We start from the raw sequence: 23,285 nt of genomic DNA, 5'->3' as shown, positions 1-23,285 counted from the left end.
ACCCCTTTATTTTTTATTTCGTGCAGAAGCCCGCAGCTTGTCCCAGACTCTGAGTCGAACGGTCAGCCAATAGAACAGGAGAGGGAACGGGCATTGAATCAATCCCCATAGCCCCCAAAACCATGGCATACTGCCTCTCTTGCGGGCATCCAGGAAGAGCCAGGTGGATTGTGTAATCATAAGGAGGGCAATGAGCAGCCAGAACAGCACCGATTGCTTCAATTGTTCTTCCATTGCTTTCTCCCCTTCCACACATGTACGAAGCCGATATAACCGATTGCACTGATCGCTACAAGCAACTGCAGCGCTGCGAACCAGATCCAGTCGCGCTCAAGAATCCAGAGCATGCCCAGCAGAAGCATCGCCGCGACGAGCCAGAATAAAGCCAGATCGCGCCACAGCTTCTTGCGCAGCGCCTGCTTATGGGAAGCGACGAACGACTCGAACGGTCCAAGCTCGGGTTCGCTGCGCTCATACGCATCATCCATCTTTTGAAGCTCCGCTCCGATATGCTCCATGAACCATTGCTGATCCTCGTCATGAGCTTTGTTCTTCTTCATGGCCTGACAACTCCTTCCTGAGCTGTTTCATCCCTGCATGTATTCTCGACTTGACCGTACCTACAGGCGCATCCACCATCTCCGCAATCTCTTCCTGCGAATAACCGTAATAGTACTTCAGCAATACGGCCATCCGAAGCTTCTCATCCAGCTCGCCTATCGCCTGAAGCGCTTCTGGCCAATCGTTCATTCGGCTGAGTGTCTCATATCGAAGCGCCCTTAGCGCGCCTTCCTCTTCGATCCATTTGCGTTCCCTGACGCTTCTTCTTCCCCGATCGATCGCAAGTCTGGATGCAATGGCAATTAGCCAGGTCGAAAATTTGGACTGCGCCCGGTACGTCCCGATTTTTTCAATCGCCTTCAGCATGGTGTCCTGTGTAATATCCTCCGCCCGGCTCTTATCCATCGTTAATTTAAGGGTGTATTGATAGAGAAAAGAATAGTGCTTGCGCAATAGCTCCGACAACGATCGGGTATCGCCTCTCACGGCTTGCTGTATCAGTCTGGTTTCATCGGTCACCGTGTGCACTCCCTTCTCGCCTCCGCCCTTTTAGTGATTAGACGACGGAGGTTCTCCATTCGTTCATTTGCTTCTTGAAAAAAAATATTTCCAATTATATAAAGCCTGTTATACACAGCAAAAAAGCAACGGCGGACATGCAGCGCATATCCTATTCGCCATTGCTTATGCTTGGAATAAGTATCTTTATTATAAGGTTTTGCCGCTTCGGCTATACCAGCTCCATACAGGCTGGACATCGCTATGATCCATTCCCGGCACCTTATAGCTGAAGGGGCTGCCCAGCACATGAACCGAGATTGCAGCGATTCCCTTCCGCCGCTGGGCATCAGACCGCTTCACGGACATCGTGACAATACGCGGCCGGCGGACATAATACGTGATGCGCTGCAGCGTTCGCCTTCTTAATGTCAGCTGACCGTCCTCCAGCAGCAAGCCGGCTGCCTTGTGGCAGCTGATCCGCCACCATAACACAATCGGAATGAGCAGAAGAGACCATGCGCCTATCGCACCCAAGTAGGCAATGCATGCCCCGGTCAAAACAACAGCAATCAGCAGCGGAATACGGATGTAATAGATCAACGCCTTCCGCGGCGATGGCGCAAGCTCCCTCGGCTCAGGCAGCTTCATGCCCGGTACGAATTGATCGATGAGCGCTTGTACCTCCGACACTTTAATGAACGGATGCAGCATCAGCTGCTCTTGCTTGTCGGACGACACCACTTGCAGCTTGACTTCCCCGTAGCCCCAAATCTGTCTGAGCCAGCTTTCGTTCACGATAACCGCCTGCACGTTTTTGGGATCGAACAGGATACTCTTCTTTTCCAGCAGCCCGTAGGTAAGCGACAGCTGCTTGCCGTCCCGGCGCATCGTAAAACCGCTGTACTTTAAAATATAAAGCAGGATCGACAGAACCCACGCAAACAAGATGACAAAAATGGCAAGCCCGGCAATAAAGAACGCATTCGACATTTGATTCACAGAGTCTTCCACGACCTGCTCGAAGAAGTGCTCCGGAAAAATCAGGTTCAGAAAGTCATCTGCGAAGGAATAAAGACCTGCGATGAACGCAATCGCAAGGCCGAAATTCAGTGACGTTGCAGCTGCTTGGAAAAGCTTGCCTGCGTCAAGCGTAACGGATGGCCCCGCTTCCTCTTGCCGATACGCGTTACTTGCAGCTGCTCCAACCGATGGACCAGCTGTGCCTTCGTTGGACATGGACGACAGTGTAGCCGATGGCGCTAGTTGCTGATCTACCGCTGCCGAAACAGCTGCAAAATCCTCTTGCCCATCACCCTCATTTCCAACGACCGCAACCTCTCGATCGATAACGTTCTTGGCTTGAACAGCGCCCGCCTCGGAATAACTTCGCAGCAATTGCTTGATACGGTTCGCTTCATCCTTGGACAGCGTCTCCAAAGTGCCGTCCGCCTTGTTATTCCCGCCCGGCGTCTCAATCTTGAGCTGCACGACGCCCAGAATGCGCTGAATAAGCGGCTGCTCGATATTGACGGAATGAATCCGCGTATAATAGATCGTCTTCTCTTGCCGGAAGAACAAGCCCGAACGGATAATGATCCGATCCTCCTCCAGCCAGAAGCCGAATTTCTTCCATTGCAAAAACGCAATAAGCGCCATAAGCACAAGAAAGCCGCCTACTCCCGCATACCAATACCAGCCCAAATTGGACCAATCCGGTTTGCGGAGCAGCACAATGACCATCACCGGCAGAAAACCTTTAATAACGGATAATACACCAAACAATATGTATGTAGGATGCAGCATGCGGCGATCATTCATCGGCTTCTTCCACCCTTGCCAATTGTCCGATTCTCCGTTTCAGCGATTCCGCTTCCTCGCGTTTAATTCCGACGATCTGATGCGTCGTCGCCGCGGTCACAACTGACACAGAAGCAAGCCCGTACTTCCTCATAAGAGGTCCGCTGCCGATCTCGACATGCTGCACACGCACCATCGGCACAAGCACATTGCTAATAAAGATTAAACCCTTCTCAATCTCCAGCTCTTCCTCGAACAGCTCATAACGGAATCTGGCATATTTCACCGATGGAATGAGCCAAGTAAACAGCACAAGGGACAATACCAATACACCGGCGCTAATCCATACCGGAATAAGCGTCCAATCCTTCCACAGCGCAATAATCAGATACGCCACGATCAACAGCAAAAAGATGCCGTTGCCGATAAGCTCCGATATGCGGTATACCTTCAAATAGTCACGATGGAGCCGATTTTTCAATTCACGATTCATACTGGATTCTTCCCTTCTTTAGTCCCCCTCCTATTACACCAATTTTCCATATTAACGTCAACCTGCAATCAGCTCCGCAGCCCCCCTTATTTCCCATTCGAGCGGCTCCATAACGGTGGATGCTCTGGGATAAACCACTTTTGCAATGATGACTACTCCTGGACTTCTTAGTTCTACTTCAAAGTTATAGTGTGGATTCCAATACTGATAGGGGAACGTCTCCTCTGAGTTAATTACATCAAATACCAGCACCTGCACCGGATGGCGGAGGAATGAATTTGGCAGCGGCTTGCCGCTGGCATCCAATTGCAAGTTTCGCTGCAAATAAAACGCGGCTTCCCGGGAAGCTGCGGATTCGTCTATCCGTACGATTCCTTCGCTTAATGCCGTCTTATCCACTTGCTGCGCTGCCGCATGTGCCGCGCGGTTGATCGCGCGCTTGCCCTGGGACAACGTCTTCATCGCCATCTCTTCCTCGACCTGCATCAGATGAACCGTAATCCATAGCGACATCATCGCAAGAATAAGAACGAGCTTGTACAAGGATACGCCTCCTTCTGTTACGGAACGTACTCGCTCATCTTCATGCCGAATGCGCTCATCCGCTCATGGGGAGCTATGGGCTGAATACCGATTAGCGAATCAATAACAAATAAATTTTCATACGGATAGCTGATCGTAAGCGAGATGCCCGTTCCTCTTGGAACGGGATGGCTGGCATCAGTAGCCGACGCACCGGTAGTCGTCGCATACTGATAACGAATATCCTGCTCCCGCAGCCCGAAGCTTGCCAGTCTCCGCATGGAATCCCGCTGCATGGCAGGACTAATATAGCCGTTCGTCCCGCTTGCGCCGACCTCCAGCAAATAATCCACCTCTTGCTGAAGCACAGCCTGCCTCACAATAACAACATGCTTATAAATAGGGGAGAACATGATCCAACACAACATAGCGGCGAACAGAATGAATAGCAGCAATTGCTTCAAGGGCTCATCCCCTTGATATACTCTCCCATTGCGCCGCCTGTCTGGCCGACGCCCTTATTCAATCCGTCGTCGCCCTCTGCAACGGCTGTATACACAACAACCGCCGTAATGATCAGAAGAAGCGTCATTAGTATCGCTCTCATTCTCTCCTCGCACCTCCACATTCGTCGCTATGCTGCGCTCACACCGATCTACGGCAGCAAGGTATTGATTCTCGTATTTGCTGCGTTGCCCTGTGATTGGATTTGGCTTCTTGTACCCGTCGAATCCTGCGCGATAATCGTATTGAACAGAACAACTACAACAACGAGCATCATGACCGTCATCAAAATATTGCGCATCCCTGTCACCTCCTCCCGTTGCTAATCTTGAACTACCCTTGTCGCTTTCGCCTATCCCAACGACTGAAACAGCTTCTGCCCTTCTCGTACCCATGGATAAATAAAGACCTGGAACGTATACAAGATTGGAATTCCTGCAATGATGAACAGCACGTAAGATGTCGATTCCTTACGGCTATCCTTCGCAAGCTCAAGCTTCTCCTTGTAGTCCGATATCCGAATACGGAGCAGTTCATAATACTGGCTGCTCTCATGCTGCCGAATCGCATCGATCGTCTCGACGAAGCTCATCCCGTCATCCGTGCCGACCCTCAGCTTGAATTGCCGTAAGGCAAGGGCGGGATCGTGATACCATTCCGCAAGCAGGCGCTCCATATCTCCGCGCATCGCTTTTGTATAAGGCATGCATCTCATCAGCTTGGCATGGATATTCAGATGGGAATCCGCAAAATAAAGCAATTGATTGCTGACCACATAGATTTCCTTCGTAAATTGCAAGGATCTCATCTTCTGCGCAGCACGCAGCCAAGCCCCGTCCACATACAGCGCTCCCGCAAGCAATAACGGCAAGGCGACCAAAGCCTGCAGCCAGATCGACGTCAGTTCGCTTCGAAGCAATACAATAGACAGAGTCCCTGTCGCCATCCCTATAGTCATGGCAAGCTGACGATAGAGCATGTACCATGCGGGATCGAACGTTATGCCGCAACCCGCGAGAAGAAGCTCCCTTTCCTGATAAGCGGCTTGCTCCCTCTTAATGCCGCATAGGCGAAGCAAGCGATCTGGAGGTGCAGAGCTATGCAGCCTCAGAAAGGAAAGTCTCTTCCATCTAAACGAGCGTTCCGGCAGCAGCCTAAGCAGCATATACATCCCCGCTCCTGCGAAGAGGAACTGTCCCAGAATAGCCCCTGCCCCAATCCATCCGGCAATCCAATCGTACAATGCCATCACCCTTACATTTTTTTGCGTGAGAGCCAGAGGCCCATAAGAAATGATCCGAATATAAGAAGAAGCGCGTTCAGGAGCATGTCTCGTCCTTGCGGGTCCTGCAAATAATAGAAGTAAGCATTCGCTTGGTTGTAACGCAGATTGATGCCGATGAACAAGGCCAGGAACAGAATCGGCGTGAAGTTGGCTACCCTGATCTCTAGCAAGCGGTGCCGCTCCTGTTCATTCGCCCGGCGGGCCTTCCTCATATCGCCCAGCAGCTCCCTTAAGCTCTCCGTAACCGGGACACCCTCCGACAGCGCGACACGTAAAATTTGCACAAAATAATCCGACCATAAATGTCCGAGCGAAGCCCCCAGTATCCGCAAGCTTGCCTCGTCATCGCCTCTGACCGAGAGGTTGCGGTACAACTGCTCGAATACAGCTTGCATCGGTCCAAGCAACCTCTTCTCCTCGATTGTTCGCTGCAAGGCAATGCGGACATGGCGTTCTCCGGTTACTAAGTAACATTGATAGAACAGCTCCACAGCGGGCAAAAAATCAAGTTGGGCTCCCATTCTCCGATGAATCAGCAAACCTCTCAGCCAGATGTAAGGTGCCAATCCAACGATCATTCCGAATAGAAGTCCGCCCTTCAACGTCTGAAAAAATAGGCCTCCCACCGCAACACCTCCAACAAGCAGCAACGTCGAGATTCCGAGAAAGGTATCTGCCCGCAGCTTCATTCTGAGCGTCTCCAGCAGCTCCGCTATATGTGTTATAAGCTTGGCATACGGTTGGATCCGGCCTGCCAGCATGCTGCGCAAGCTGTAAGGCGATTCATAGGTCAGCCGGCTGCGAAGCTGCCGCTTGTCATCGACAGAATCCAGCAGTACGCGAAAGACTATATATAATAGAACAAAAAGCAGCAAACCTCCTGTTAATAGCACCAGATCAGCCATCCTCATCCCCCTTGCCGAGCCATGCGCCAGCACGATCCGATGGCGGATTCGGATAGAGCCAATCATTCCTCGCCTCATCGTAGACCGCCCAATCCCGAATATGCACTTCACTGTCCCGCCATCCCATCTCACCAATGCGGGACACCACTCTGCGGCCGCCGATCAGCTTCATCTCAACACCAAGCTCAGTAACATACTCCGCAATTCGTTTCGTCAGCCGTTCGGGATTCATGCTCCTGCCATCCAGCATGCACATATCGGTAATAGCCTCCGGCACATCCTCCAGCCGATTGGCATGAACGGTCGTCATGCTGCCGGTATGTCCCCGCGTACATGCCCGCACATAAATGTTGGCATCTTCGTCCCTGATCTCCGCATGGATAATGCGCTGGGGCGATTGGCGCAGGGCTAGCTTGAAGGCCTGTGCTGAATGATGAGCCTTGTCATCTTCCGCAGCTTCGTATTCAATAATATTCTTATTCGGAAAATCCCGGCCAAGCATCATCTCGTACCGGCCTTCAATGGTAATGATCCGCTCTTCATCTGGCAGCTCGGCAATAAGCGCCTTCATGAGATTGGTCTTGCCGGAGTTGGTCGGACCGATAATGACCAGATTGTATCTAGCCTTTAGTGAAGCCAGCAACAGCCGTACCATATATTCGCTAAGCGACTGATACGGTTCAGCAGCCAAAGCATCAAGCCGGAAATGGCGGACGGTATAGAAGCGGATAGTCAGCGTTGGACTGGACGTAAACCCGAAGCCGGTCATCGTCACGCGCGAGCCGTCCTGAAGCATGACCTCCGCCCATCGCTTCCGTGGATTAATCCGGTCATTGTTGTACAACACCAGGTTTTGCTGGATACGCTCGACATCATGCACGGTGCCGAAGCTATAAGGTGATAACGAAGCCATGCCGCCACGCACCTCGTAGATTCTTGTCCCGATTACCTGCAGCTCTTCCAGACCGTCGCGGCTTGCCAGCACCAGCTCCAGCACATTCAGCCCTACCACTTCTGCAAATAACGCTTCCGCAAGCGTCGCATAGGGATGCTTCCACCCTGGCAGCGTATGAATGCGCAGGCGAATGAGCCGATCCTCAATCAAGGCTAGCACTTGCTCGCGTTCATGCGGAAATCCGAGCACGGCCCGATTGAGCGTCTCACTATACTTCCTTCGCTCTTCTTCCGTCATGCCTCTTGGCGCGCTCAGATAGGACCTGATTTCCTCAGCAAGCCTATCGAAATCATCCGCCCCCTTATCCGTCCGCTCCTGCGCGCTATTCTCTTCCCGCCTGGCTTCCTCGCTTTGCACTTTCGCTGCAAACTCCGCAATAGAGAATCTGTCCTGCACGCCTTTCATGAGGAGCCTACTCCGTTCCGATGCACATTAAGCCTGCGGTACCATGGCTGTCTAACCATTGACGGGAATGCGCTCCGTACGCCATGGCGCTCCAGCAGCTTGGCTGCCGGCTTCCTCATCGCCATCCTGCCCCCCGGGTCCTCTCTCAGCCATTCATCGTAACCGCCTCTGTCCAGACTGGCGAACAGCGAATCGTTCATTCTGAATTCTCCTATCGGTGCGGTTCCCAGCTCCTTGCATATGTCGTTCATACGATAACCTCCCCTTCTCCATGGATAGTGAACAATGACACAATCGTACTGATTCGGCTGGACTTGGAAAAGCGGCGAGACGCTTCCGATCCAGCGCCTGCCGTCTTCCTGAAAGTGCGACAGCGCAGGGGTCGTCACCAACACACGCGAGTCCGCTCGCCGAATGCTGCATATCGTGGCTGCATTATCCCAATAAGCGCCAACATCCAGTACGACCAATCCGTATGTTTTCTCCGCTACGTCCAGCAGATGTTCAATCTCCTCCGCCCCGACAAACTCCGCTCCCTCTCGGTTTAAATTGCCGAACAGGACATGCAGATTAGCTCGTCCCCCCACCGCGTAATCCGCACTGCGGAGCATATCCGGCGTCAAGGAGGCCGAACGAAGCTCCGGCTGTAGTCTGTCGAGCGTCACGTCCGGCTCATCCTTCCCCAGAAAGCGATGAAGCTTCGCGCTCTTGAGGTTCAGGCACAGATATCCGACCTCTATGCCGCCTAGTTCCGCAAGCCTGTAGGCAGTCGCGAAGGCCGCCGATGTCGTCCCGATATTAGGGGTTGTGCCAATAAAAGCGACTACCGGAGCCGCACCATTATTCCCGCTCACCATCCTCACCCTTTCCTTCCGCTTCACGCCCGTCCTTGATCCGGTCATAAGACTCCGGGCTGTACGCAATCACAACTTTGACGCTTCCGCTCTTGCACAGTCGATCGATCTGAAGCCACTGCGCCTCCGTCAAATTAAGATTCACATATTCGATCATCGCATTGGCATCGCGCCTCGCCACATACATGCCATCCTTGTTGCCTTCGGCAAGCGACATCAGATGCGATTGTTCCAGACTGTCGACCTCCACATTGGCCGAGCTCTTCACCGATGCGACAACGACCGATTCCGGGAAGATGCGCAGCGACTCCTCCTCTGCGCCTGATGCATAGAGGAGAACCCGGTCGCCAGCGCGAATTCCGTTCGAGATGGAGCGAATGTACTCCTTCGGAATTTGAAAGGTCGACTCTCCCATTCGTGGATGCAGGTAATGCTCATTCAGCTTCCAGGAGAGAAGCGCCTCGCCTTTGCCGAGCGGCATGGCCGCTTCCATCCCCGAGGCCATATCTAACTCTGAGAACATGTCGCTCGTATAAGCGGCAACCGGCAACCGCGACAATTCCAGATCGCTCCGCTGGAGCCGCTCGCCGGCTGCTATGAATCGCTTGGGCACGATGACAGCTACCGTCTCCTGTTGTTCCAATTGATCTTGCTGCAGCACGTACAGTCCGTACACTAGCGCCGCCGACAGCATCGCTGCCGTCAGACTGAGCCATAAGCTCCTTCCTCTTCTCATCGCTACCCCTCCTCCGAGCAACAAAAAAAAGAACGCATTCAGCAGCCGCTGCCGGCTAACTGATTGCGTTCTTCGCAATAGATTGCTCTACTATTCGTTCAAACATGAATTTGAGCCTATAATAGCAAACTCATCCTCAAATTGTCTACCCTTAATTTTGTGCCCGATCCTTCTGATCGGAAAACAAGCCGATTTGCTGTCCCATTCAGACAGCCGGCCTTTGTTATTTTAGAAGTCGATCAGGCCTACGCTGATCAACAAAGCGTCATCCACTTTGCGCATCGTCTCATCGTCCAGATGCGTGATTTTATCCGTTAAGCGCTGCTTGTCGATTGTGCGGATTTGCTCCAGCAGCACGACCGAATCCCGGTCGAAGCCATGAGTTGCCGCATCCATTTCGACATGCGTTGGCAGCTTTGCTTTCTGGATTTGAGCTGTAATGGCAGCTACGATTACAGTAGGGCTGAATCGGTTGCCAATGTCATTTTGAATGACGAGAACGGGACGGACTCCGCCCTGCTCCGAGCCGACGACTGGGGACAAATCGGCAAAAAATACATCTCCGCGTTTTACGATCAAGCTCTACACCCCGCTTACGAGACGGCCTAACGTATGGTCGGCTTCTTCCTCCGCTTGAAACGCTTCCGAGGCCATATTCAGGTTGATTTTTGCCATTTCCATATATCCGCGCTGCATGGATTCACGGATCTGGCGCTTTTTGCGCTCCACCAAATACAGCTTCATAGCTTGCCGAATAAACTCGCTGCGATTGGAGTTCTCCTTGGCTACGATACCATCGACCTCCTCGAGCAATTGATCGGGCAAGCTGATCATGATCCTTTTCGTATTATGCACATTGGCCACCGAACTCGCACCCCCAAGACTTTTCCAAAAAACCCTATTACACATTATGACAAATTCTTGCCATTACTATACTTCATCATTTGTATGCCTATCGTATATCAATTATGCTATATGCGCATTCTGCCCATATGAGGGCTGCTTAGATACATTCGATCTTCGCAGGCGCATTCCCTGCACGACATGATAAATAATTCAATTGGATATTCCAGCCATTCTCACCTTATGCCAAATCGTTGCGCGACTTCACAACCGCTCCATTCTCCGTATAGACCCGCGGGACGCGCGCAGCAAGCATACAAACCACTTCATAATTAATTGTGCCAAGCTGGTCCGCCACTTCTTCCGCTGTAATGGAGGCATTCCCTTGCGTCCCGATCAGCACCACTTCTTCTCCTGCTACCACAGGAGCCGCACCGGAATGATTCCGAACAGGGTCCAGCGCAATCATACATTGATCCATGCAGATTGTGCCTAGAATGGGCGTCTTCACGCCGCGTACCAATCCATGCGCCTTGCCGCCCAGCATCCGGCTGTAGCCGTCTGCGTATCCGATCGGCAAAGTGCCAATAAGCTCTTCTTTTTCCGTAAAATACCGTGTGCCATAGCTAATTCCCCAACCTGGCGGCGCTGTCTTTGTCCAGACGATCTGCGTCTTCAGCGCAAGCACCGGCTTCAGCCCGACTCGCTCCTTGTTCACTTCTTCAGAAGGGTACAAGCCGTACATGCCTATTCCGAGCCGTACCATATCGCCTGCCCATTGCGGTGTATCGATGCCTGCGGCACTATTGGCGGCATGCACGATCGGAATTCTCCAGCCTCGCTCCTTGACACCGTCCACAATGGATTGAAAGCGCTCATATTGCAGCTTCGTATAGGACTTATCCGCCTCATCCGCCTTGGCATAGTGCGTGAACATTCCTTCGATCTCAAGCCCAGGCGTATTCAGCGACCGCTCAATGAAAGCAAGCGCCTCATCCTGTCCCAGCAAGCCAAGGCGACCCATGCCGGAGTCAATCTTCACATGGGCCTTCAGCCTGCGGCCATCCTTGTGACCTGGCAATTGCCCAGCAGCCTCCCGCACATCATCCCGGAACAAGCTGATCGTAATGTTATGCTCGCGCGCGATCGCCAGCGCATCCGCAGGTACGAATCCCAGCACAAGAATAGGCGACTGAATGCCGGCCCTGCGCAGTTGAAGCGCCTCGTCCAGAAACGCGACGCCCAAAAAATCTACGCCGAAGCGTTCAGCCGCCTCCGCTATTTCGACCGCTCCGTGACCGTACGCATTCGCTTTCACCGACGCCATCAGCTTGCATCCGGCCGGTATAGCCTCCCGTACAGCCTGTATGTTATGCCGAAGCGCATCCAATGATATCTCTGCCCAAGTCGGGCGATAATACGATTCCAAGTCGCTCACCTTCTCCTCAATGCCAAAAACGAAAACAGTCCGAGCAGCAAACATTAATAAAATAATGTTAAACGTTGCTGCTGGGACTGTCAATGAAATGAGCACCAGAAATGGCTAGTACCTCTTGGAAATTCGTGCGTCGCTTGGCAGACTGCAGGTTATTTATCCATTTCTCCTTGAACCGATTGCGCGATTTTCCTCATCTCGACATCCGGCAGATCGGCGCTGGAGAGACGGAACAGATTGCCTTGATACGTCCAGGTCAACGTCTGAAGCGAATTATCTTCGCTTGTCGTCAGCTCGCCTACCGTCGTGCCCAGATCAATCAGAACGCCCGGCACCAGTGAAGTTGCGATATCTTTCGGCTGTGTCTGAATGATTGTAAAGTTGTATGCACCGTCATATCTTGTGATTATGCCTTTGTTGCCGCCATAATCGATATCCATGCTATCCTTGAAGGCAACGCCTTCAGGGAGATGCGATGGCGCCAGCGCTGTGAATGGAAGGGAACCTTCTCCAACATTACCTGTGGACGCGCTCTCGTCCGGGTTGCTGGCTTCCTCGTCGTCTGTGCCTTCCTTGTCAGGGTTTGCATTCTCATCAGGCGCTGTTGCTTCATCCGTCTCCTGCTCCGGTGTCGTAATCGTCGGCTGATCGCCGCCGCTGCCTGTCTCGCCGGAATTGTCCGTTGCCGGAGGTGTGGCGGCCATATTGGCTTGCGTCTCGAATACGCTCTTGTCGAATTTCTCGCCGAATTTGAACGTATCGAACTTCACGTCGACCATAACCGAAGCGTTCGTGTCGCTCACTTCCACTTGAACCGGGCTGAGGTCGTCTTTGTTCAGCCAAATCTTTTGACGGGCCAATGAGCCATTATTGTAATTCGCCATCACATCAAATACATACGCTTCGTCGTTCACGGCGAACTGTCTGGAGTTGTCAACAATAATGCTTTGAATGAGGGTTTGATACAGGTAGACCTGTCCCTGGTTTTGCGGCCAGTCGCTTTGGAACCGGAATACCTTATTCAGCTTCGGCGTCAGTACGAACACACCGTCGTCGTTGCGGAGCACGATTTGCGTAATATCCTTTTCTTCGTTCGTCAGCTTAATCCGGTAATAGTGCGGATTCTGATAGGAAACCTCCACTTGATACTCCAGCGGCTGCTGGCCGGTATGAAGCGTCATCGTCCCGCTTCCCTGATAGCTCTCCATGCTGCTCACTACTTTGTCGAGCTCCTTCACCACGGACTCGGCGTCCTTCGTACCGCAAGCAGACAATAGTAGTGAGAAGCACACAATAATTGCCGCGGTCCATGTCATGCGACGCATGAAATCATCCCCTCTGCACACATAGTATTTTACTGGCTGATACTATGCATATGAGGGGACTTGGACATTTATTCGGACTAGTTGTGAGCTTGGCTAAATAATTCTTTCTTTCTTCTTCCTACTTCGGCCGTACCGGAATACAGAAATCAAGCCCGAACAGAACCTGCGAGTCTGAAAGCGGCTTCCACAAGTTGATCACCATCGAATGCCGTGAACTATCCCACAAATAGGGACTGACCGGCAACCACTGGGTATGCGCCAAATAGATTAGATCACGTGTAACGTCGTCCCGCTCCTCCAGCCAAATGACAGCATACTTGCCGCCAGGTATGACAATCGGCTCAACTTCCTCGCCGACACCACATACTGCATCGGTCGTTACGCAAGCTGAGAAGCGGTGTCTTGAAGCAGGCGTAACATAGGGGTCGTTATGAACCAGGCCAATGTACATCGTATCTCGCCTATGCAAATCTCTCGCCATCAGCCACTGCCCCGCTTTCTCGTAGGCTTTCGCAACATCCTCATTGTTCTTCCCAGTGTTGACTGTTCCTTGATAGCGGACGCATACCGCTTGCCGATCCGGGAAGTGCTCGATCCTTATGCGCAGTTGTGAGTACTTCCGCTCCAGCAGCTGCAGACGCTCCTCATGCTCGCCTTCTGGTACGCTTTGGCTCCAGAAACGCGAGGTAATTGCCTGCAGATGATACCGTCTGCGGTATTCCGTAGGGGACAAGCCGGTATAAGTGCGGAACGTTCGGGAAAAATGGGCGGAGGACTGCAAGCCGCTCTCCATCGCAATATCGGATATAGTCCGCTCGGGGTGAAAGGTAAGCAGCTTAGATGCCTTCTCGACGCGCAGCCTCGTAATAAAGCGATGCAAATTTTCATTCATGACCGCTTTGAAGATACGATGAAAATGATAGGGAGAAAAAGCCGACAGCTTGGATAACTCTTCCAAGGACAAGTCGGCTGTCAAATGCGTCTCAATGTAATCGGCGACCCGGTGAATATGGGCATGGTGCTCCTTCTCAATCAATAAGTTGCGCAACACGACCACCCAACTTTTTTTATCATAATTATATAGCAAAAATTGTTAAGAACCTAGCAAAAAATGAAAAGATTTGCTCCTTTCTGTCGGATAAAATGAGAGTCATTCCCATCCGAAAGTGAGGTCTATAAAAATGAATGTAAGAAAAAACATCGCTTGGGCCAGCTGGCTCATCATGCTTTCTGCTTTGCTGATTCTAAGCGGTTGTACTCGAACAGCTGGCGAAGTGAAGCAGACGGAACAGTCCGCTTATGACCAACAGTGGCAGACGGCGCTTCCGCAAGACCACGGCTTCGATTCCGCAAAGCTGGATGAGATTTTTGAGGACATCAAAAACAGACCGATTTATTCTGCCGTTGTCGTTAAAGATGGCTATATTGTCGGCGAGTATTACAAAGAGAATAATCCCGGCAAAGTGTATCCCGTGAATTCTGTAACCAAAAGTATCACATCGATTCTGATTGGCATTGCCATCGATCAAGGAAAAATCGAGTCTATCGACAAGCCCATATTCGATTATTATCCGGAATTGGCCGCACAAGAAACGGACCCGCTCAAAAAGAGCATCACGATTGCCCATCTGTTATCGATGACCTCCGGTTTCGATTGGCCGGAGTGGACTCCCGAGTGGAACTATTTTGTGTATCCAATGTTTAATGCGCCCGACTGGAGCACCTTCGTTCTGCAACGGGAAATGGCTAGCGCGCCAGGAGAGAGATTTAATTACAATACTGGCGGCTCGCAAATTTTGGCCTCGATTCTTAAAATGGCAACCGGCAAGAGCGAGGCGGATTTTGCCAAGGAGGTTTTATTCGAGCCTCTTGGTATTACGCGTGAGCTGGATTGGCCAAGCAGCCCCGACGGTTCTAATTCGGGAGGATTCGGCTTGCAAATGACCGCGAGAGAACAGGCCAAGCTTGGTTATCTATATTTGCAGGGCGGCAAGTGGGAGAATAAGCAGATCGTACCAGAGCAATGGGTAGAGAAGTCAACCTCCATCCATTCTGACGGGAGCCCCCCTTTCGGAACTTACGGCTATCATTGGTGGGTGGGCTCACACAAAGGGGAATCTTACTTCCATGCAATGGGATTTGCGGGTCAATATATTTTAGTCGCACCAGAATCGAACCTAGTTGTCGTATTCAGCTCACAATCTCCGGACAACTCTTCAATGCCGATCCCGATTTTCACAAAAATGCTCGATGCGATCGAGAGGCCGGCATAAACTCCCTATAGCTTGAGCGTGCTATCTGAAATGGAGATAGCTGTCCGCAGTATTACCGCATATACAGGTGCTGGCTCATAGCAAATAGCCAGCACCCCAAGGCCACTGGCTATCCTCATCCTTACTTCGCGCTAGTGTTACAGCTTCAGCTGTAGCCCATGCACCAACTGGAGTGATCTCATTGTCGCCGCCGGCTGACAGATTGGCTCCGTTCTGGAGCTTGAATACACCGACGCCTGCGGGCTGCCTTGCTCTTTGCTTGGAGCGAGCTCCAAAGCAAGCACGACCATTTTCAGAGCAATCGAAAGAGATGCTGCTACAAGTCGTAGTAAGCGACTTTTCCTTTGCCAGCTGGGCCTACCAGGTTAGATTGTCCAGAGCCGTACACCTGCTGTCTCACACCGTCAATAGCAGGATCGACATATTGCAAAAACCAATCTTCAAGTCCTGCGCGCATTTCCTCGAGCCTTTCCAGATGCTCAGGCTCATCGATCAAATTATGCTTCTCATCCGGATCATCCAACAGGCAGTAAAGCTCATGCGGTCCATAGGGATAACGGTGCACATATTTCCACTCTTTGCTGCGGATCATTCGAACCGGCCCATACTCATCAAAGATGACAACATGCTTATGCTCCGCCTTGTCTTCACCAAGCAAGTATGGCAGGAAGCTTAAGCCTGGAAGCTTGTTATCGCCATGCGGCGGCAAGCCAGCATATTCCAATAGGGTTGGCATAAAATCATAGCCGCTGACGAGCTCATCATTTACTATGCCTTGCGGTATGCTGCCTGGATGCGAGAATATCGCCGGTACTTTCACGGAGCTATCATACATGTTCTGCGGGTAGGTTCCGTTGCCTTTTCCCCAAATGCCATGATGACCGCAGTTATAGCCGTTATCGCTCATAAAGCAAATCATCGTGTTCTCACGCATATCCATTCTCTCTATTTGATCTATTATGCGGCCTATGTTTTCATCCATTGCAGTAATTGCTGCGAAATATCCTTGCAGATTCGTATTACGGTCATCCCAATAAGGCTCCGTTTTGATGTGCCACGGATGGAGCGGCTCCTGCGGACAGGATTCGAATGTGCTGCCTGCATAAGAGTCAACCAAATGCTGCGGATGGTTATTAATCCAAGGCGTATGCGGCGCTGTGTAATGCACGCTCAAATAAAATGGCTGCTCCGCGCTTTGTTTGGCCAGGAAATCGATCGCATCATCTGTAATTAGATCCGTTACATAACCAGGCTCATTCACGGGTTGACCGTCCCGTATCATTGGAGCGTTATAGTAACTGCCGCCGCCAAATTGGTGGACATACCAATGACTGAACCCCTTTTGCGGGTTTATGCTGTCGCCCAAATGCCACTTGCCGCTTATTGCGCATACATAGCCATGATCAGCAAGCATTTCAGTATAGGCAGGCTGCCCCTGCAAATACTGGATCGCTTTGTCGCCCATACTGCCCTCGCAAATCCAATCATGTACGCCATGCTGTGATGGTATGCGCCCGGTAAATAACGAGGCGCGCGCCGGTGAGCAAACAGGAGAGGTGCAGAAGAAATTCGAAAAACGAATTCCTTCTGCTGCCAGTCTGTCAAGGTTAGGCGTTCGAATATCGCTGTTGCCAGCGCAGCCCATGGCCCAAGCCCCCATATCATCACACAATACAAAGATCATATTAGGTCTTGTATTCTCTCTAGTTGCCATACTCCACACTCCTTCCAATCTTCGAGTGGCTATTTTTGCTGCGCTTCGTATGCTGCGTTAACTGCAGCTAATACTTTATCTCCGCCCTGCTCGCGCCATTTTTTAGACAGCTCAGCCAGACCTTTATCAATATCAATCTTACCAGCGATCATGTCGAAGTAGTATTGATTAGCCAGCTCGCTCAAAATACCTTTTCCAAATACTGCGCCCATTTCAATTTCTTCAGGTGTTGTTACATTAACGAGATTCGGCACCAAATTGCTTGTAGCAATCTCGACAGATTCCTTGGCACGATCAGCTTGAGGCTCTGTATACGGCAAGTAGTTTCTGGTAAGCGGCCATACTACGTTGCCCCATGCAAGCGGGTGCGACCAGCCGTTGGAAGCGAAGCTGTCTTTTGCACGTTCTTCTTCATTGTAATTAACGTTGTCGCCATCCTTCGTATAATGGACGCCTTCAATACCAAGCTCTAGCAGTTCTCTGCCTTCAGGCGAAAGCATAAACTCCAAAAATTGTGCTGCCTTTTCAGGATCTTTTGCCTTCGTTGTAATAGCTGTAAACAAGCCGCCCTTAGGGTTTCCTACCATACCATGCTTGCCTTCAGGTCCTGCCGGCGGATTGATAAAGCCCAATTTTCCAGTTGGCGTTAATTCCTTCAAGCTTGTTTCAAGACGATTAACATGACGGAACAAATTAGCTACACTGAATCCCGCTTTACTTTGGAAAAACTTTTGTTCGCGCTGCTGTGTATCATTAAGCAAAAACTCAGGATCGATTAGCTTCTCTTTCCACAGCTTCTGAATATATTCAACTCCCGACTTGAATGCAGGATGCTCGAACACAGGGGCTACCTTGCCGCCATTGTCCAAAATCCAGTCTCCATAAGGAAGTCCATAAGCGTAGAATACAAAGTTAAAGGAGGTGTTAAAGCCATTTTCTTTGGTACCTGTCAAACCATACGTATCTTTTTTACCATTTTGATCTGGATCGCCGTTAACAATCGCTTTTAGTGCTTCATAGAACTCATCTAATGTTTTTGGAGGAGCAATTTTCAATGTTTCCAACCAATCCGCACGATAAGTCATACTTACGTTTGATTTTTCCTCGATGAACGGATAGCCATAAAATTTACCGTCAACTGCAGTCCAAGAAAATTGGCCTTCCAGCTTTTCTCTTACAGTCGGCATTTGCGGCAAGTAATCATTCAATGGGACAAGCAAGCCTTCTTCCATCCATTGGCTCAAAGATGAAGACGGGTATTGTGCGGTAACCAAGTCAGGAAAATCACCTGTAGCCATCGCTACATTTACTTTTTCAAAGCCGCCTTCCGGTACAAATTTAATTTCTAGTTCAATGCCTAATCGCTTGTTGATTTCCGCAATAATACGGTCATCTGCCTGAATAGGCTTGGCTGCTGAATCACCTGGTGTTAAATATACGATCTTTACTGGTTTGCCGCCTTCTCCGTCAGTGCCGGAGCTTGATTGCGGCGATTTCCCACCACTATTATTCGAACAGCCTACAACCATGGCAACGATGAGAATGAGACAAAGAATCGATACGAATCTGCTTTTATTGTTATTTTTCATATAACTTCCCCCTTTGTTGTCAGATCTTGTCCTGTCATGAAGCTATTCTTTTACCGCACCTAGTGTTGCACCTTGAACGAAGTAACGTTGAAAAAACGGATAAATCAGCATAACAGGAATGGTAGACACCATAATCGATGCCATTTTTATAGATTGCCCCAATAGAAACGGGCTATCACCGCCAGATTGATACACGGCTTCATTATCAATGAGCATCGCTCGCATAAATAATTGAAGCGGCCATACATCTTTATCTGTGATATACATAACTGCTGTGAAAAATTCATTCCATTTGGCAACCGCATAAAAAAGCGATACTGTTGCAATTGCAGGCATCGAGAGCGGCAATACGACCCGCACTAAAATTCGGAAATCGCCGCAGCCGTCAATGCGCGCTGCTTCTTCTAAGCTTTCCGGCACAGAAGCCATAAATGATCGCATAATGATAAGATTATAGGTTTGCACCATTAGCGGCATCATGAGAGCCCACACTGTATTCATCATGCCAAGCTGCTTCACAACGAGGTATGTTGGGATAATACCTCCACTGAACATCATCGTAAATACAATTAAAAACATAATCGCTCTGCCGCCGGGCAAGTAGTTCTTGGACAGCACATATGCTGCGAGTGTAGTAACAATCATACTCAAAATGGTACCTGCTACCGTAACAAAAATACTGACACCGTACGAGCTCCAAAGTTGCTTCATCCCCAAAATATACTCATAAGCTTCAAATGTAACCGTTTTCGGAAATAAGTGTACGCTGGATTGCATGCTTTCACTTATTGGGGTAATCGATACAATTAATGAGTCCCAGAAAGGAAACAGCGTCAATAATGTAATCAAACCTAGAAAAGTATAATTGCATGCCTGAAATAGTTTTGCGCCTAGTCCAGAATTTTCCATAATCTGTTTTCCTCCTTGCGCTAATTAGCCGCGTCCTCATGCTTCTAATTAGAATATGCCTTGATCACCTTTCATACGAGCAAGCTGATTAGCTATAACGAGCAGTACAAAGTTAATAATCGACTTAAACAGTCCAAGTGCTGCCGCTAAACTGAACTTGCCATCTGCCAATCCCGTTCGATATACGTAAGTGTCTATAATATCCGCTACGCGATATACGCCAGAATGATACAATACAAAGATTTGTTCAAACCCGGCCTCCATTAAGCCTCCGATACGCAAAATAAGCAAAATGATAATCGTTGTGCGGATACTCGGCAATGTCACATGCCAGATGCGCTGCATCCGGTTAGCGCCATCCATCCTGGCCGCTTCATAAAGAGAAGGATTTACACCTGCTAGAGCTGCCATATAGATAATAGTGTTCCAGCCAAATTCCTTCCAAATCATAGAGCCAACTAATGTAGAACGGAAATAGGATTCATCACTTAAAAACCCTATGCTTGATCCGCCGAGCGAACGTATCACCTGATTGACGATGCCTGTGTCTGTCGACAGCAAATTAATAAGCAAGCCGCCCATAATGACCCATGAAATAAAGTGAGGCAAATAAATAATCGTTTGAACCGTTCTCTTAAAAACCATCTTGCGAACTTCGTTAAGAAGAAGAGCAATGAACAATGGCAATGGAAAACCAAAGACCAGTCTGTACAAGCTAATGACAATCGTGTTCCAAAACACTTCCCAAAACTTGTCTAGCTGCAGCAGCACCTCAAAATGCTTTAGACCTACCCAGGGGCTACCATTGATCCCTTTTAGAATGCTGAATTGTTTAAAAGCAATCGTTGCGCCGTACATAGGATAGTAATGAAAAATAATGTAATAGGCGATTGCCGGAAGCAGCATCAAATACAAATTACGATAACGCATAACTCGTCTGATGCCTTCCATTCTTCTACTCTTTACCTGCACGCTCATTCTTGATGTAGGGGCCTCCAAATGAGTTAGCCTCCTTTCTTATTGGTTTGTGAAAGCCCTTTCATCATACGGTGCATATCGTTTTTTCAACAAGAATCAATCGCTACGATTAGGCTTAATTTATCGAATTAATGCAGTATCATTTGATCAGAATAGCTTCATTTATTACAATAAAGCGGCTATTTGGCGATTTTAACTGAGAAAAAAAACGCCTAACGGCGTCAATGACTTAGGATTGTCGAGTGTTTAATTCAAGGCATTTATAGACGTTTTTCAATTTCTTTATTGCGATACTCAGTCGGTGTCATGCCCGTTAATTTCTTAAGAGTCCGATTCAAGCTTTGTTTATTGCTAAAACCAGACAATTCCGCAACTTCATTAATAGTATAGTCCGTTTCCGTTAATAAGCGGCAAGCTTCTTTAAAGCGAATTTCTGTTAAATAATCAATAAACGTCATACCCGTCGTATCCTTAAACAGCTTTGATACGTAATTGCTGTTCATATAAATCATATCCGATACAAGCTGCAGACTGAGCGGCTCTTGATAATGCTCCCGAATATAGGCAACGAGCTTCATCATCACCTCAGAATGCTTCGAACTGCTTCTAGACTCGAGGCTTCTAGAGATACCCTCCATAATGTGCAGCAGGTACCTGCTAATTTCTTCCGTCGTCCGCAGCTTCATAAATTCATAATGCCATGAGCTGCTCTCCATTTCCTCTTCAGGCAGTGAAAGCTCTATTCGCAATTTAACTAAGGCATTGAAAAGATGCGACAAAATAACATGTTTCAAATACATGCCGGATTGCTCGTCCTGCTGCACCTGCTCAAGTATAATCCCTTTGGTTGCTACCGCTTTATCAAAATTACCCGACTTCAATTCGCCGGTCAGACGCTCAATATATTGCTGGTAATTAATAAAAGAGTTGCGGTTGGCACGATTCACATTTAGATCATGGATCGATAAAATACTGCCCATACCCGAAACCTTCTCATAATTCAACACTTCCACAGCTTCCTCGTAAGAGAGATGGATATCGGTCAGCCGCTCATATTTGCCGCCTATTCCAATCGTGATGAATTCAAGCAGTTCGATATCCTCAGCAGCCTGTTGCTGTATTTTGGCGGCAAACCGCTTCATTTCCTCCACTTGCCTCTCTTCGCTTAGCCAATCCTCATGATGCAAAATAAGCACATCATGCTTATGATAAGCACTTATATATGCCCCTTTGTATGCCTCGGCAATCAACTGCTCGCAAATCGTTCTAATCTGGAAATAAATCCAGTTCTTCATCTTCTCATCCACTTGCAGCGCAACATGATCGGTTACTAGATGAACCCTTAAAACAAGCACAATATAGTTAGCTTCGCCCAAATTCATATCGTAATAATGCAGCTGATCTCTCGTTTCAGCTTCATCTGACAATTTGCCCGACAACAAATTCGTGAGCAAATGATCGCGCAGCAGCAGCTCCTGGCTTTGAAATTTTTGACGGAATGTTGTATTTTCTAACTGAATAGCATCAATAGAAGTGCGAATATAACTAAATTCATCCTGATGCTTCTGCCGTCCTTCCGTATTGATGGCTAGAGCTTGTACCATGCTTCGTATCGGACGATAATGACGATTAGATATAATAAAAGCGAGCAGCAGCCCCACGATGAGCCCGGTAGCCGAAATAATAAGGGTCATAATAATAACATCATAGGAGCGCTTAAATAAATCATTATAAGGATTAAGCGTTACATAGATCCAATCATTAAACGGCGAACGCAAATACGTAATGAACATATCCATGCCATCGATATTTTGCACAAAATAGCCATTCTTTTCATCACTGAAAGCCGACATATCTACCCAATCAAAGCGATCCAGCAACACACTTTTATCTTTATAGGACAGCACTTCTCCATCACTGTTCAAAATAGCCACATTGCCAAGCTTTCTATTATTGGTGTTCACTACGGCATTATAAAGAACATCTTCCTTCAAGTTGATCATTAATACGCCAAGCTTCTTTTGATTGCGCAGCGGCGTGCTGACCATATAACTAATCAAATGCTCCTCGCCGTTATCACGCGAAACTAGCCGGGTAGCCTCCCAGGAAGAAGTAAGCTTAGAATGAAGAAAGCGCTCTAATGTTTCTCGATTGGAAAACTCGCTCAAGCTAGTGATGCCCGAGCTGGATATAAGCTTTTTATTATTTGCGCTATATAAATAGATGGAATGAATATAATTTGAAGAAGTCAGCCTTGTCTCAAACGTCTGAGAGGTTTCAAGCAAAAAACGATATTCATCTTCAAGATTCCAAGGCAGCACGGCAGATTTAAGGATACTTGAATTCAAGCTGAGCGAAGTGGTCATCTGCTGTACTTCATGTAAGGACTGATCGACAATTTTGCTTGTTTGCAGCAGCAGCTCGTTATTGGCTCCAACAATTTCTTCTTTCAACAGGTTGGACGTATAGTTATACAGTAATAATGCCAGCAAGCTAATACTGACGATGATGACGACTGCAAGTTGAAGCAGTAAGCGCAAATAGGCCGATTTCTTCATTCTATTCCCCCCGATGTATAAAACACTGCATAACAAGGTGACTGTCGCCGTCCTTATGGCGATCATACGTTTCATTCCGGAGAAATATAAGAACAGCTATGGGCTGATCACTTATGCTTTCTTATATTTGAATGAAAATTGAA

At 49.0% G+C, this 23,285-nt stretch carries 25 protein-coding genes; 1 reads left to right on the top strand and 24 read right to left on the bottom strand.

The genetic code is table 11. The features are described from left to right. Positions 1 to 6: 6 nt before the first annotated feature. The 19 genes from AC0YNW_RS25700 to AC0YNW_RS25610 all read right to left on the bottom strand — a co-directional run bounded on the left by AC0YNW_RS25700 (position 7) and on the right by AC0YNW_RS25610 (position 14,169). Entirely contained in the window at positions 7 to 234 is a 228-nt protein-coding gene (locus AC0YNW_RS25700; RefSeq protein ID WP_475834338.1) for a sigmaY antisigma factor component, read from the bottom strand. After that, a complete protein-coding gene (locus AC0YNW_RS25695; RefSeq protein ID WP_475834337.1) occupies positions 219 to 560 on the bottom strand; it encodes a YxlC family protein in 342 nt (113 codons plus the stop codon). Before AC0YNW_RS25695 ends, AC0YNW_RS25700 begins: the two co-directional genes overlap by 16 nt. After that, positions 538 to 1,080, bottom strand: a complete 543-nt coding sequence (sigY, locus tag AC0YNW_RS25690; protein WP_475834336.1) for an RNA polymerase sigma factor SigY — start codon at positions 1,078 to 1,080, stop codon at positions 538 to 540. The genes AC0YNW_RS25695 and sigY overlap by 23 nt, the downstream gene beginning before the upstream one ends. 189 nt (positions 1,081 to 1,269) lie before the next feature. After that, a complete protein-coding gene (locus AC0YNW_RS25685; protein ID WP_475834335.1) occupies positions 1,270 to 2,880 on the bottom strand; it encodes a PH domain-containing protein in 1,611 nt (536 codons plus the stop codon). After that, positions 2,873 to 3,352, bottom strand: coding sequence for a PH domain-containing protein (locus tag AC0YNW_RS25680; protein WP_387479800.1), 480 nt, complete (start codon positions 3,350 to 3,352; stop codon positions 2,873 to 2,875). The genes AC0YNW_RS25685 and AC0YNW_RS25680 overlap by 8 nt, the downstream gene beginning before the upstream one ends. Positions 3,353 to 3,409: 57 nt before the next feature. After that, complete coding sequence (locus tag AC0YNW_RS25675) at positions 3,410 to 3,895, bottom strand: hypothetical protein (RefSeq protein ID WP_475834334.1); 486 nt, start codon at positions 3,893 to 3,895, stop codon at positions 3,410 to 3,412. 17 nt (positions 3,896 to 3,912) lie between these two features. After that, positions 3,913 to 4,338, bottom strand: coding sequence for a hypothetical protein (locus AC0YNW_RS25670; protein WP_475834333.1), 426 nt, complete (start codon positions 4,336 to 4,338; stop codon positions 3,913 to 3,915). After that, positions 4,335 to 4,481 carry a hypothetical protein gene (locus AC0YNW_RS25665; RefSeq protein ID WP_475834332.1) on the bottom strand — a complete coding sequence of 49 codons (147 nt, stop codon included), beginning with the start codon at positions 4,479 to 4,481 and terminating at the stop codon, positions 4,335 to 4,337. Before AC0YNW_RS25665 ends, AC0YNW_RS25670 begins: the two co-directional genes overlap by 4 nt. A 48-nt stretch (positions 4,482 to 4,529) precedes the next feature. Continuing rightward, complete coding sequence (locus AC0YNW_RS25660; protein WP_387479804.1) at positions 4,530 to 4,679, bottom strand: hypothetical protein; 150 nt, start codon at positions 4,677 to 4,679, stop codon at positions 4,530 to 4,532. Positions 4,680 to 4,730: 51 nt separating this feature from the next. Beyond that, entirely contained in the window at positions 4,731 to 5,627 is an 897-nt protein-coding gene (locus AC0YNW_RS25655) for a hypothetical protein (protein WP_475834331.1), read from the bottom strand. A 5-nt stretch (positions 5,628 to 5,632) separates the two neighbouring features. After that, a complete protein-coding gene (locus AC0YNW_RS25650; RefSeq protein ID WP_475834330.1) occupies positions 5,633 to 6,568 on the bottom strand; it encodes a type II secretion system F family protein in 936 nt (311 codons plus the stop codon). Beyond that, complete coding sequence (locus AC0YNW_RS25645; RefSeq protein WP_475834329.1) at positions 6,561 to 7,928, bottom strand: ATPase, T2SS/T4P/T4SS family; 1,368 nt, start codon at positions 7,926 to 7,928, stop codon at positions 6,561 to 6,563. Before AC0YNW_RS25645 ends, AC0YNW_RS25650 begins: the two co-directional genes overlap by 8 nt. Further along, complete coding sequence (locus AC0YNW_RS25640) at positions 7,925 to 8,785, bottom strand: CpaE/TadZ family protein (protein ID WP_475834328.1); 861 nt, start codon at positions 8,783 to 8,785, stop codon at positions 7,925 to 7,927. Before AC0YNW_RS25640 ends, AC0YNW_RS25645 begins: the two co-directional genes overlap by 4 nt. Continuing rightward, positions 8,769 to 9,518, bottom strand: a complete 750-nt coding sequence (locus AC0YNW_RS25635) for an SAF domain-containing protein (RefSeq protein WP_475834327.1) — start codon at positions 9,516 to 9,518, stop codon at positions 8,769 to 8,771. The genes AC0YNW_RS25640 and AC0YNW_RS25635 overlap by 17 nt, the downstream gene beginning before the upstream one ends. 228 nt (positions 9,519 to 9,746) lie before the next feature. Further along, on the bottom strand, positions 9,747 to 10,097 hold the full coding sequence (locus tag AC0YNW_RS25630) for a type II toxin-antitoxin system PemK/MazF family toxin (protein WP_087569551.1): 351 nt from the start codon (positions 10,095 to 10,097) through the stop codon (positions 9,747 to 9,749). A gap of 3 nt (positions 10,098 to 10,100) precedes the next feature. Next, on the bottom strand, positions 10,101 to 10,382 hold the full coding sequence (locus AC0YNW_RS25625) for a CopG family ribbon-helix-helix protein (protein WP_116048851.1): 282 nt from the start codon (positions 10,380 to 10,382) through the stop codon (positions 10,101 to 10,103). A 220-nt stretch (positions 10,383 to 10,602) separates the two neighbouring features. Next, positions 10,603 to 11,790, bottom strand: coding sequence for an alanine racemase (alr, locus tag AC0YNW_RS25620; protein ID WP_475834326.1), 1,188 nt, complete (start codon positions 11,788 to 11,790; stop codon positions 10,603 to 10,605). 158 nt (positions 11,791 to 11,948) lie between these two features. After that, on the bottom strand, positions 11,949 to 13,121 hold the full coding sequence (locus tag AC0YNW_RS25615; protein ID WP_475834325.1) for a LolA family protein: 1,173 nt from the start codon (positions 13,119 to 13,121) through the stop codon (positions 11,949 to 11,951). Positions 13,122 to 13,239: 118 nt separating this feature from the next. After that, complete coding sequence (locus AC0YNW_RS25610) at positions 13,240 to 14,169, bottom strand: AraC family transcriptional regulator (RefSeq protein WP_475834324.1); 930 nt, start codon at positions 14,167 to 14,169, stop codon at positions 13,240 to 13,242. A 133-nt stretch (positions 14,170 to 14,302) separates the two neighbouring features. On the opposite strand from AC0YNW_RS25610, the gene AC0YNW_RS25605 reads away from it, so the two are divergent. Then, the gene (locus tag AC0YNW_RS25605) at positions 14,303 to 15,394 is read left to right on the top strand and encodes a serine hydrolase domain-containing protein (protein WP_475834323.1); all 1,092 of its coding nucleotides are present in this window, start codon (positions 14,303 to 14,305) and stop codon (positions 15,392 to 15,394) included. Positions 15,395 to 15,710: 316 nt separating this feature from the next. Here AC0YNW_RS25605 and AC0YNW_RS25600 read toward each other — a convergent pair whose 3' ends face one another. The 5 genes from AC0YNW_RS25600 to AC0YNW_RS25580 form a co-directional block, all read right to left on the bottom strand. Further along, on the bottom strand, positions 15,711 to 17,108 hold the full coding sequence (locus AC0YNW_RS25600) for a sulfatase family protein (protein ID WP_475834322.1): 1,398 nt from the start codon (positions 17,106 to 17,108) through the stop codon (positions 15,711 to 15,713). A 29-nt stretch (positions 17,109 to 17,137) separates the two neighbouring features. Beyond that, complete coding sequence (locus AC0YNW_RS25595; protein WP_475834321.1) at positions 17,138 to 18,697, bottom strand: extracellular solute-binding protein; 1,560 nt, start codon at positions 18,695 to 18,697, stop codon at positions 17,138 to 17,140. Positions 18,698 to 18,739: 42 nt separating this feature from the next. After that, entirely contained in the window at positions 18,740 to 19,606 is an 867-nt protein-coding gene (locus tag AC0YNW_RS25590) for a carbohydrate ABC transporter permease (RefSeq protein WP_475834320.1), read from the bottom strand. A gap of 48 nt (positions 19,607 to 19,654) precedes the next feature. Next, entirely contained in the window at positions 19,655 to 20,605 is a 951-nt protein-coding gene (locus AC0YNW_RS25585) for an ABC transporter permease (protein ID WP_475834319.1), read from the bottom strand. 239 nt (positions 20,606 to 20,844) lie between these two features. Continuing rightward, positions 20,845 to 23,142: a helix-turn-helix domain-containing protein gene (locus AC0YNW_RS25580; RefSeq protein WP_475834318.1), complete on the bottom strand. Its 2,298-nt coding sequence runs from the start codon at positions 23,140 to 23,142 to the stop codon at positions 20,845 to 20,847. Positions 23,143 to 23,285 lie beyond the last annotated feature (143 nt).

It is taken from the genome of Paenibacillus sp. J31R120 (assembly GCF_056269225.1).
This window is presented reverse-complemented; position numbering and strand designations above follow the sequence as displayed.

Coding starts and splice junctions, on each gene's coding strand:
- AC0YNW_RS25700 (WP_475834338.1), bottom strand. CDS start 234: ATGGAAGAACAATTGAAGCAATCGGTGCTGTTCTGGCTGCTCATTGCC.
- AC0YNW_RS25695 (WP_475834337.1), bottom strand. CDS start 560: ATGAAGAAGAACAAAGCTCATGACGAGGATCAGCAATGGTTCATGGAG.
- AC0YNW_RS25685 (WP_475834335.1), bottom strand. CDS start 2,880: ATGAATGATCGCCGCATGCTGCATCCTACATACATATTGTTTGGTGTA.
- AC0YNW_RS25680 (WP_387479800.1), bottom strand. CDS start 3,352: ATGAATCGTGAATTGAAAAATCGGCTCCATCGTGACTATTTGAAGGTA.
- AC0YNW_RS25665 (WP_475834332.1), bottom strand. CDS start 4,481: ATGAGAGCGATACTAATGACGCTTCTTCTGATCATTACGGCGGTTGTT.
- AC0YNW_RS25660 (WP_387479804.1), bottom strand. CDS start 4,679: ATGCGCAATATTTTGATGACGGTCATGATGCTCGTTGTTGTAGTTGTT.
- AC0YNW_RS25655 (WP_475834331.1), bottom strand. CDS start 5,627: ATGGCATTGTACGATTGGATTGCCGGATGGATTGGGGCAGGGGCTATT.
- AC0YNW_RS25650 (WP_475834330.1), bottom strand. CDS start 6,568: ATGGCTGATCTGGTGCTATTAACAGGAGGTTTGCTGCTTTTTGTTCTA.
- AC0YNW_RS25645 (WP_475834329.1), bottom strand. CDS start 7,928: ATGAAAGGCGTGCAGGACAGATTCTCTATTGCGGAGTTTGCAGCGAAA.
- AC0YNW_RS25640 (WP_475834328.1), bottom strand. CDS start 8,785: ATGGTGAGCGGGAATAATGGTGCGGCTCCGGTAGTCGCTTTTATTGGC.
- AC0YNW_RS25635 (WP_475834327.1), bottom strand. CDS start 9,518: ATGAGAAGAGGAAGGAGCTTATGGCTCAGTCTGACGGCAGCGATGCTG.
- AC0YNW_RS25615 (WP_475834325.1), bottom strand. CDS start 13,121: ATGCGTCGCATGACATGGACCGCGGCAATTATTGTGTGCTTCTCACTA.
- AC0YNW_RS25605 (WP_475834323.1), top strand. CDS start 14,303: ATGAATGTAAGAAAAAACATCGCTTGGGCCAGCTGGCTCATCATGCTT.
- AC0YNW_RS25600 (WP_475834322.1), bottom strand. CDS start 17,108: ATGGCAACTAGAGAGAATACAAGACCTAATATGATCTTTGTATTGTGT.
- AC0YNW_RS25595 (WP_475834321.1), bottom strand. CDS start 18,697: ATGAAAAATAACAATAAAAGCAGATTCGTATCGATTCTTTGTCTCATT.
- AC0YNW_RS25590 (WP_475834320.1), bottom strand. CDS start 19,606: ATGGAAAATTCTGGACTAGGCGCAAAACTATTTCAGGCATGCAATTAT.
- AC0YNW_RS25580 (WP_475834318.1), bottom strand. CDS start 23,142: ATGAAGAAATCGGCCTATTTGCGCTTACTGCTTCAACTTGCAGTCGTC.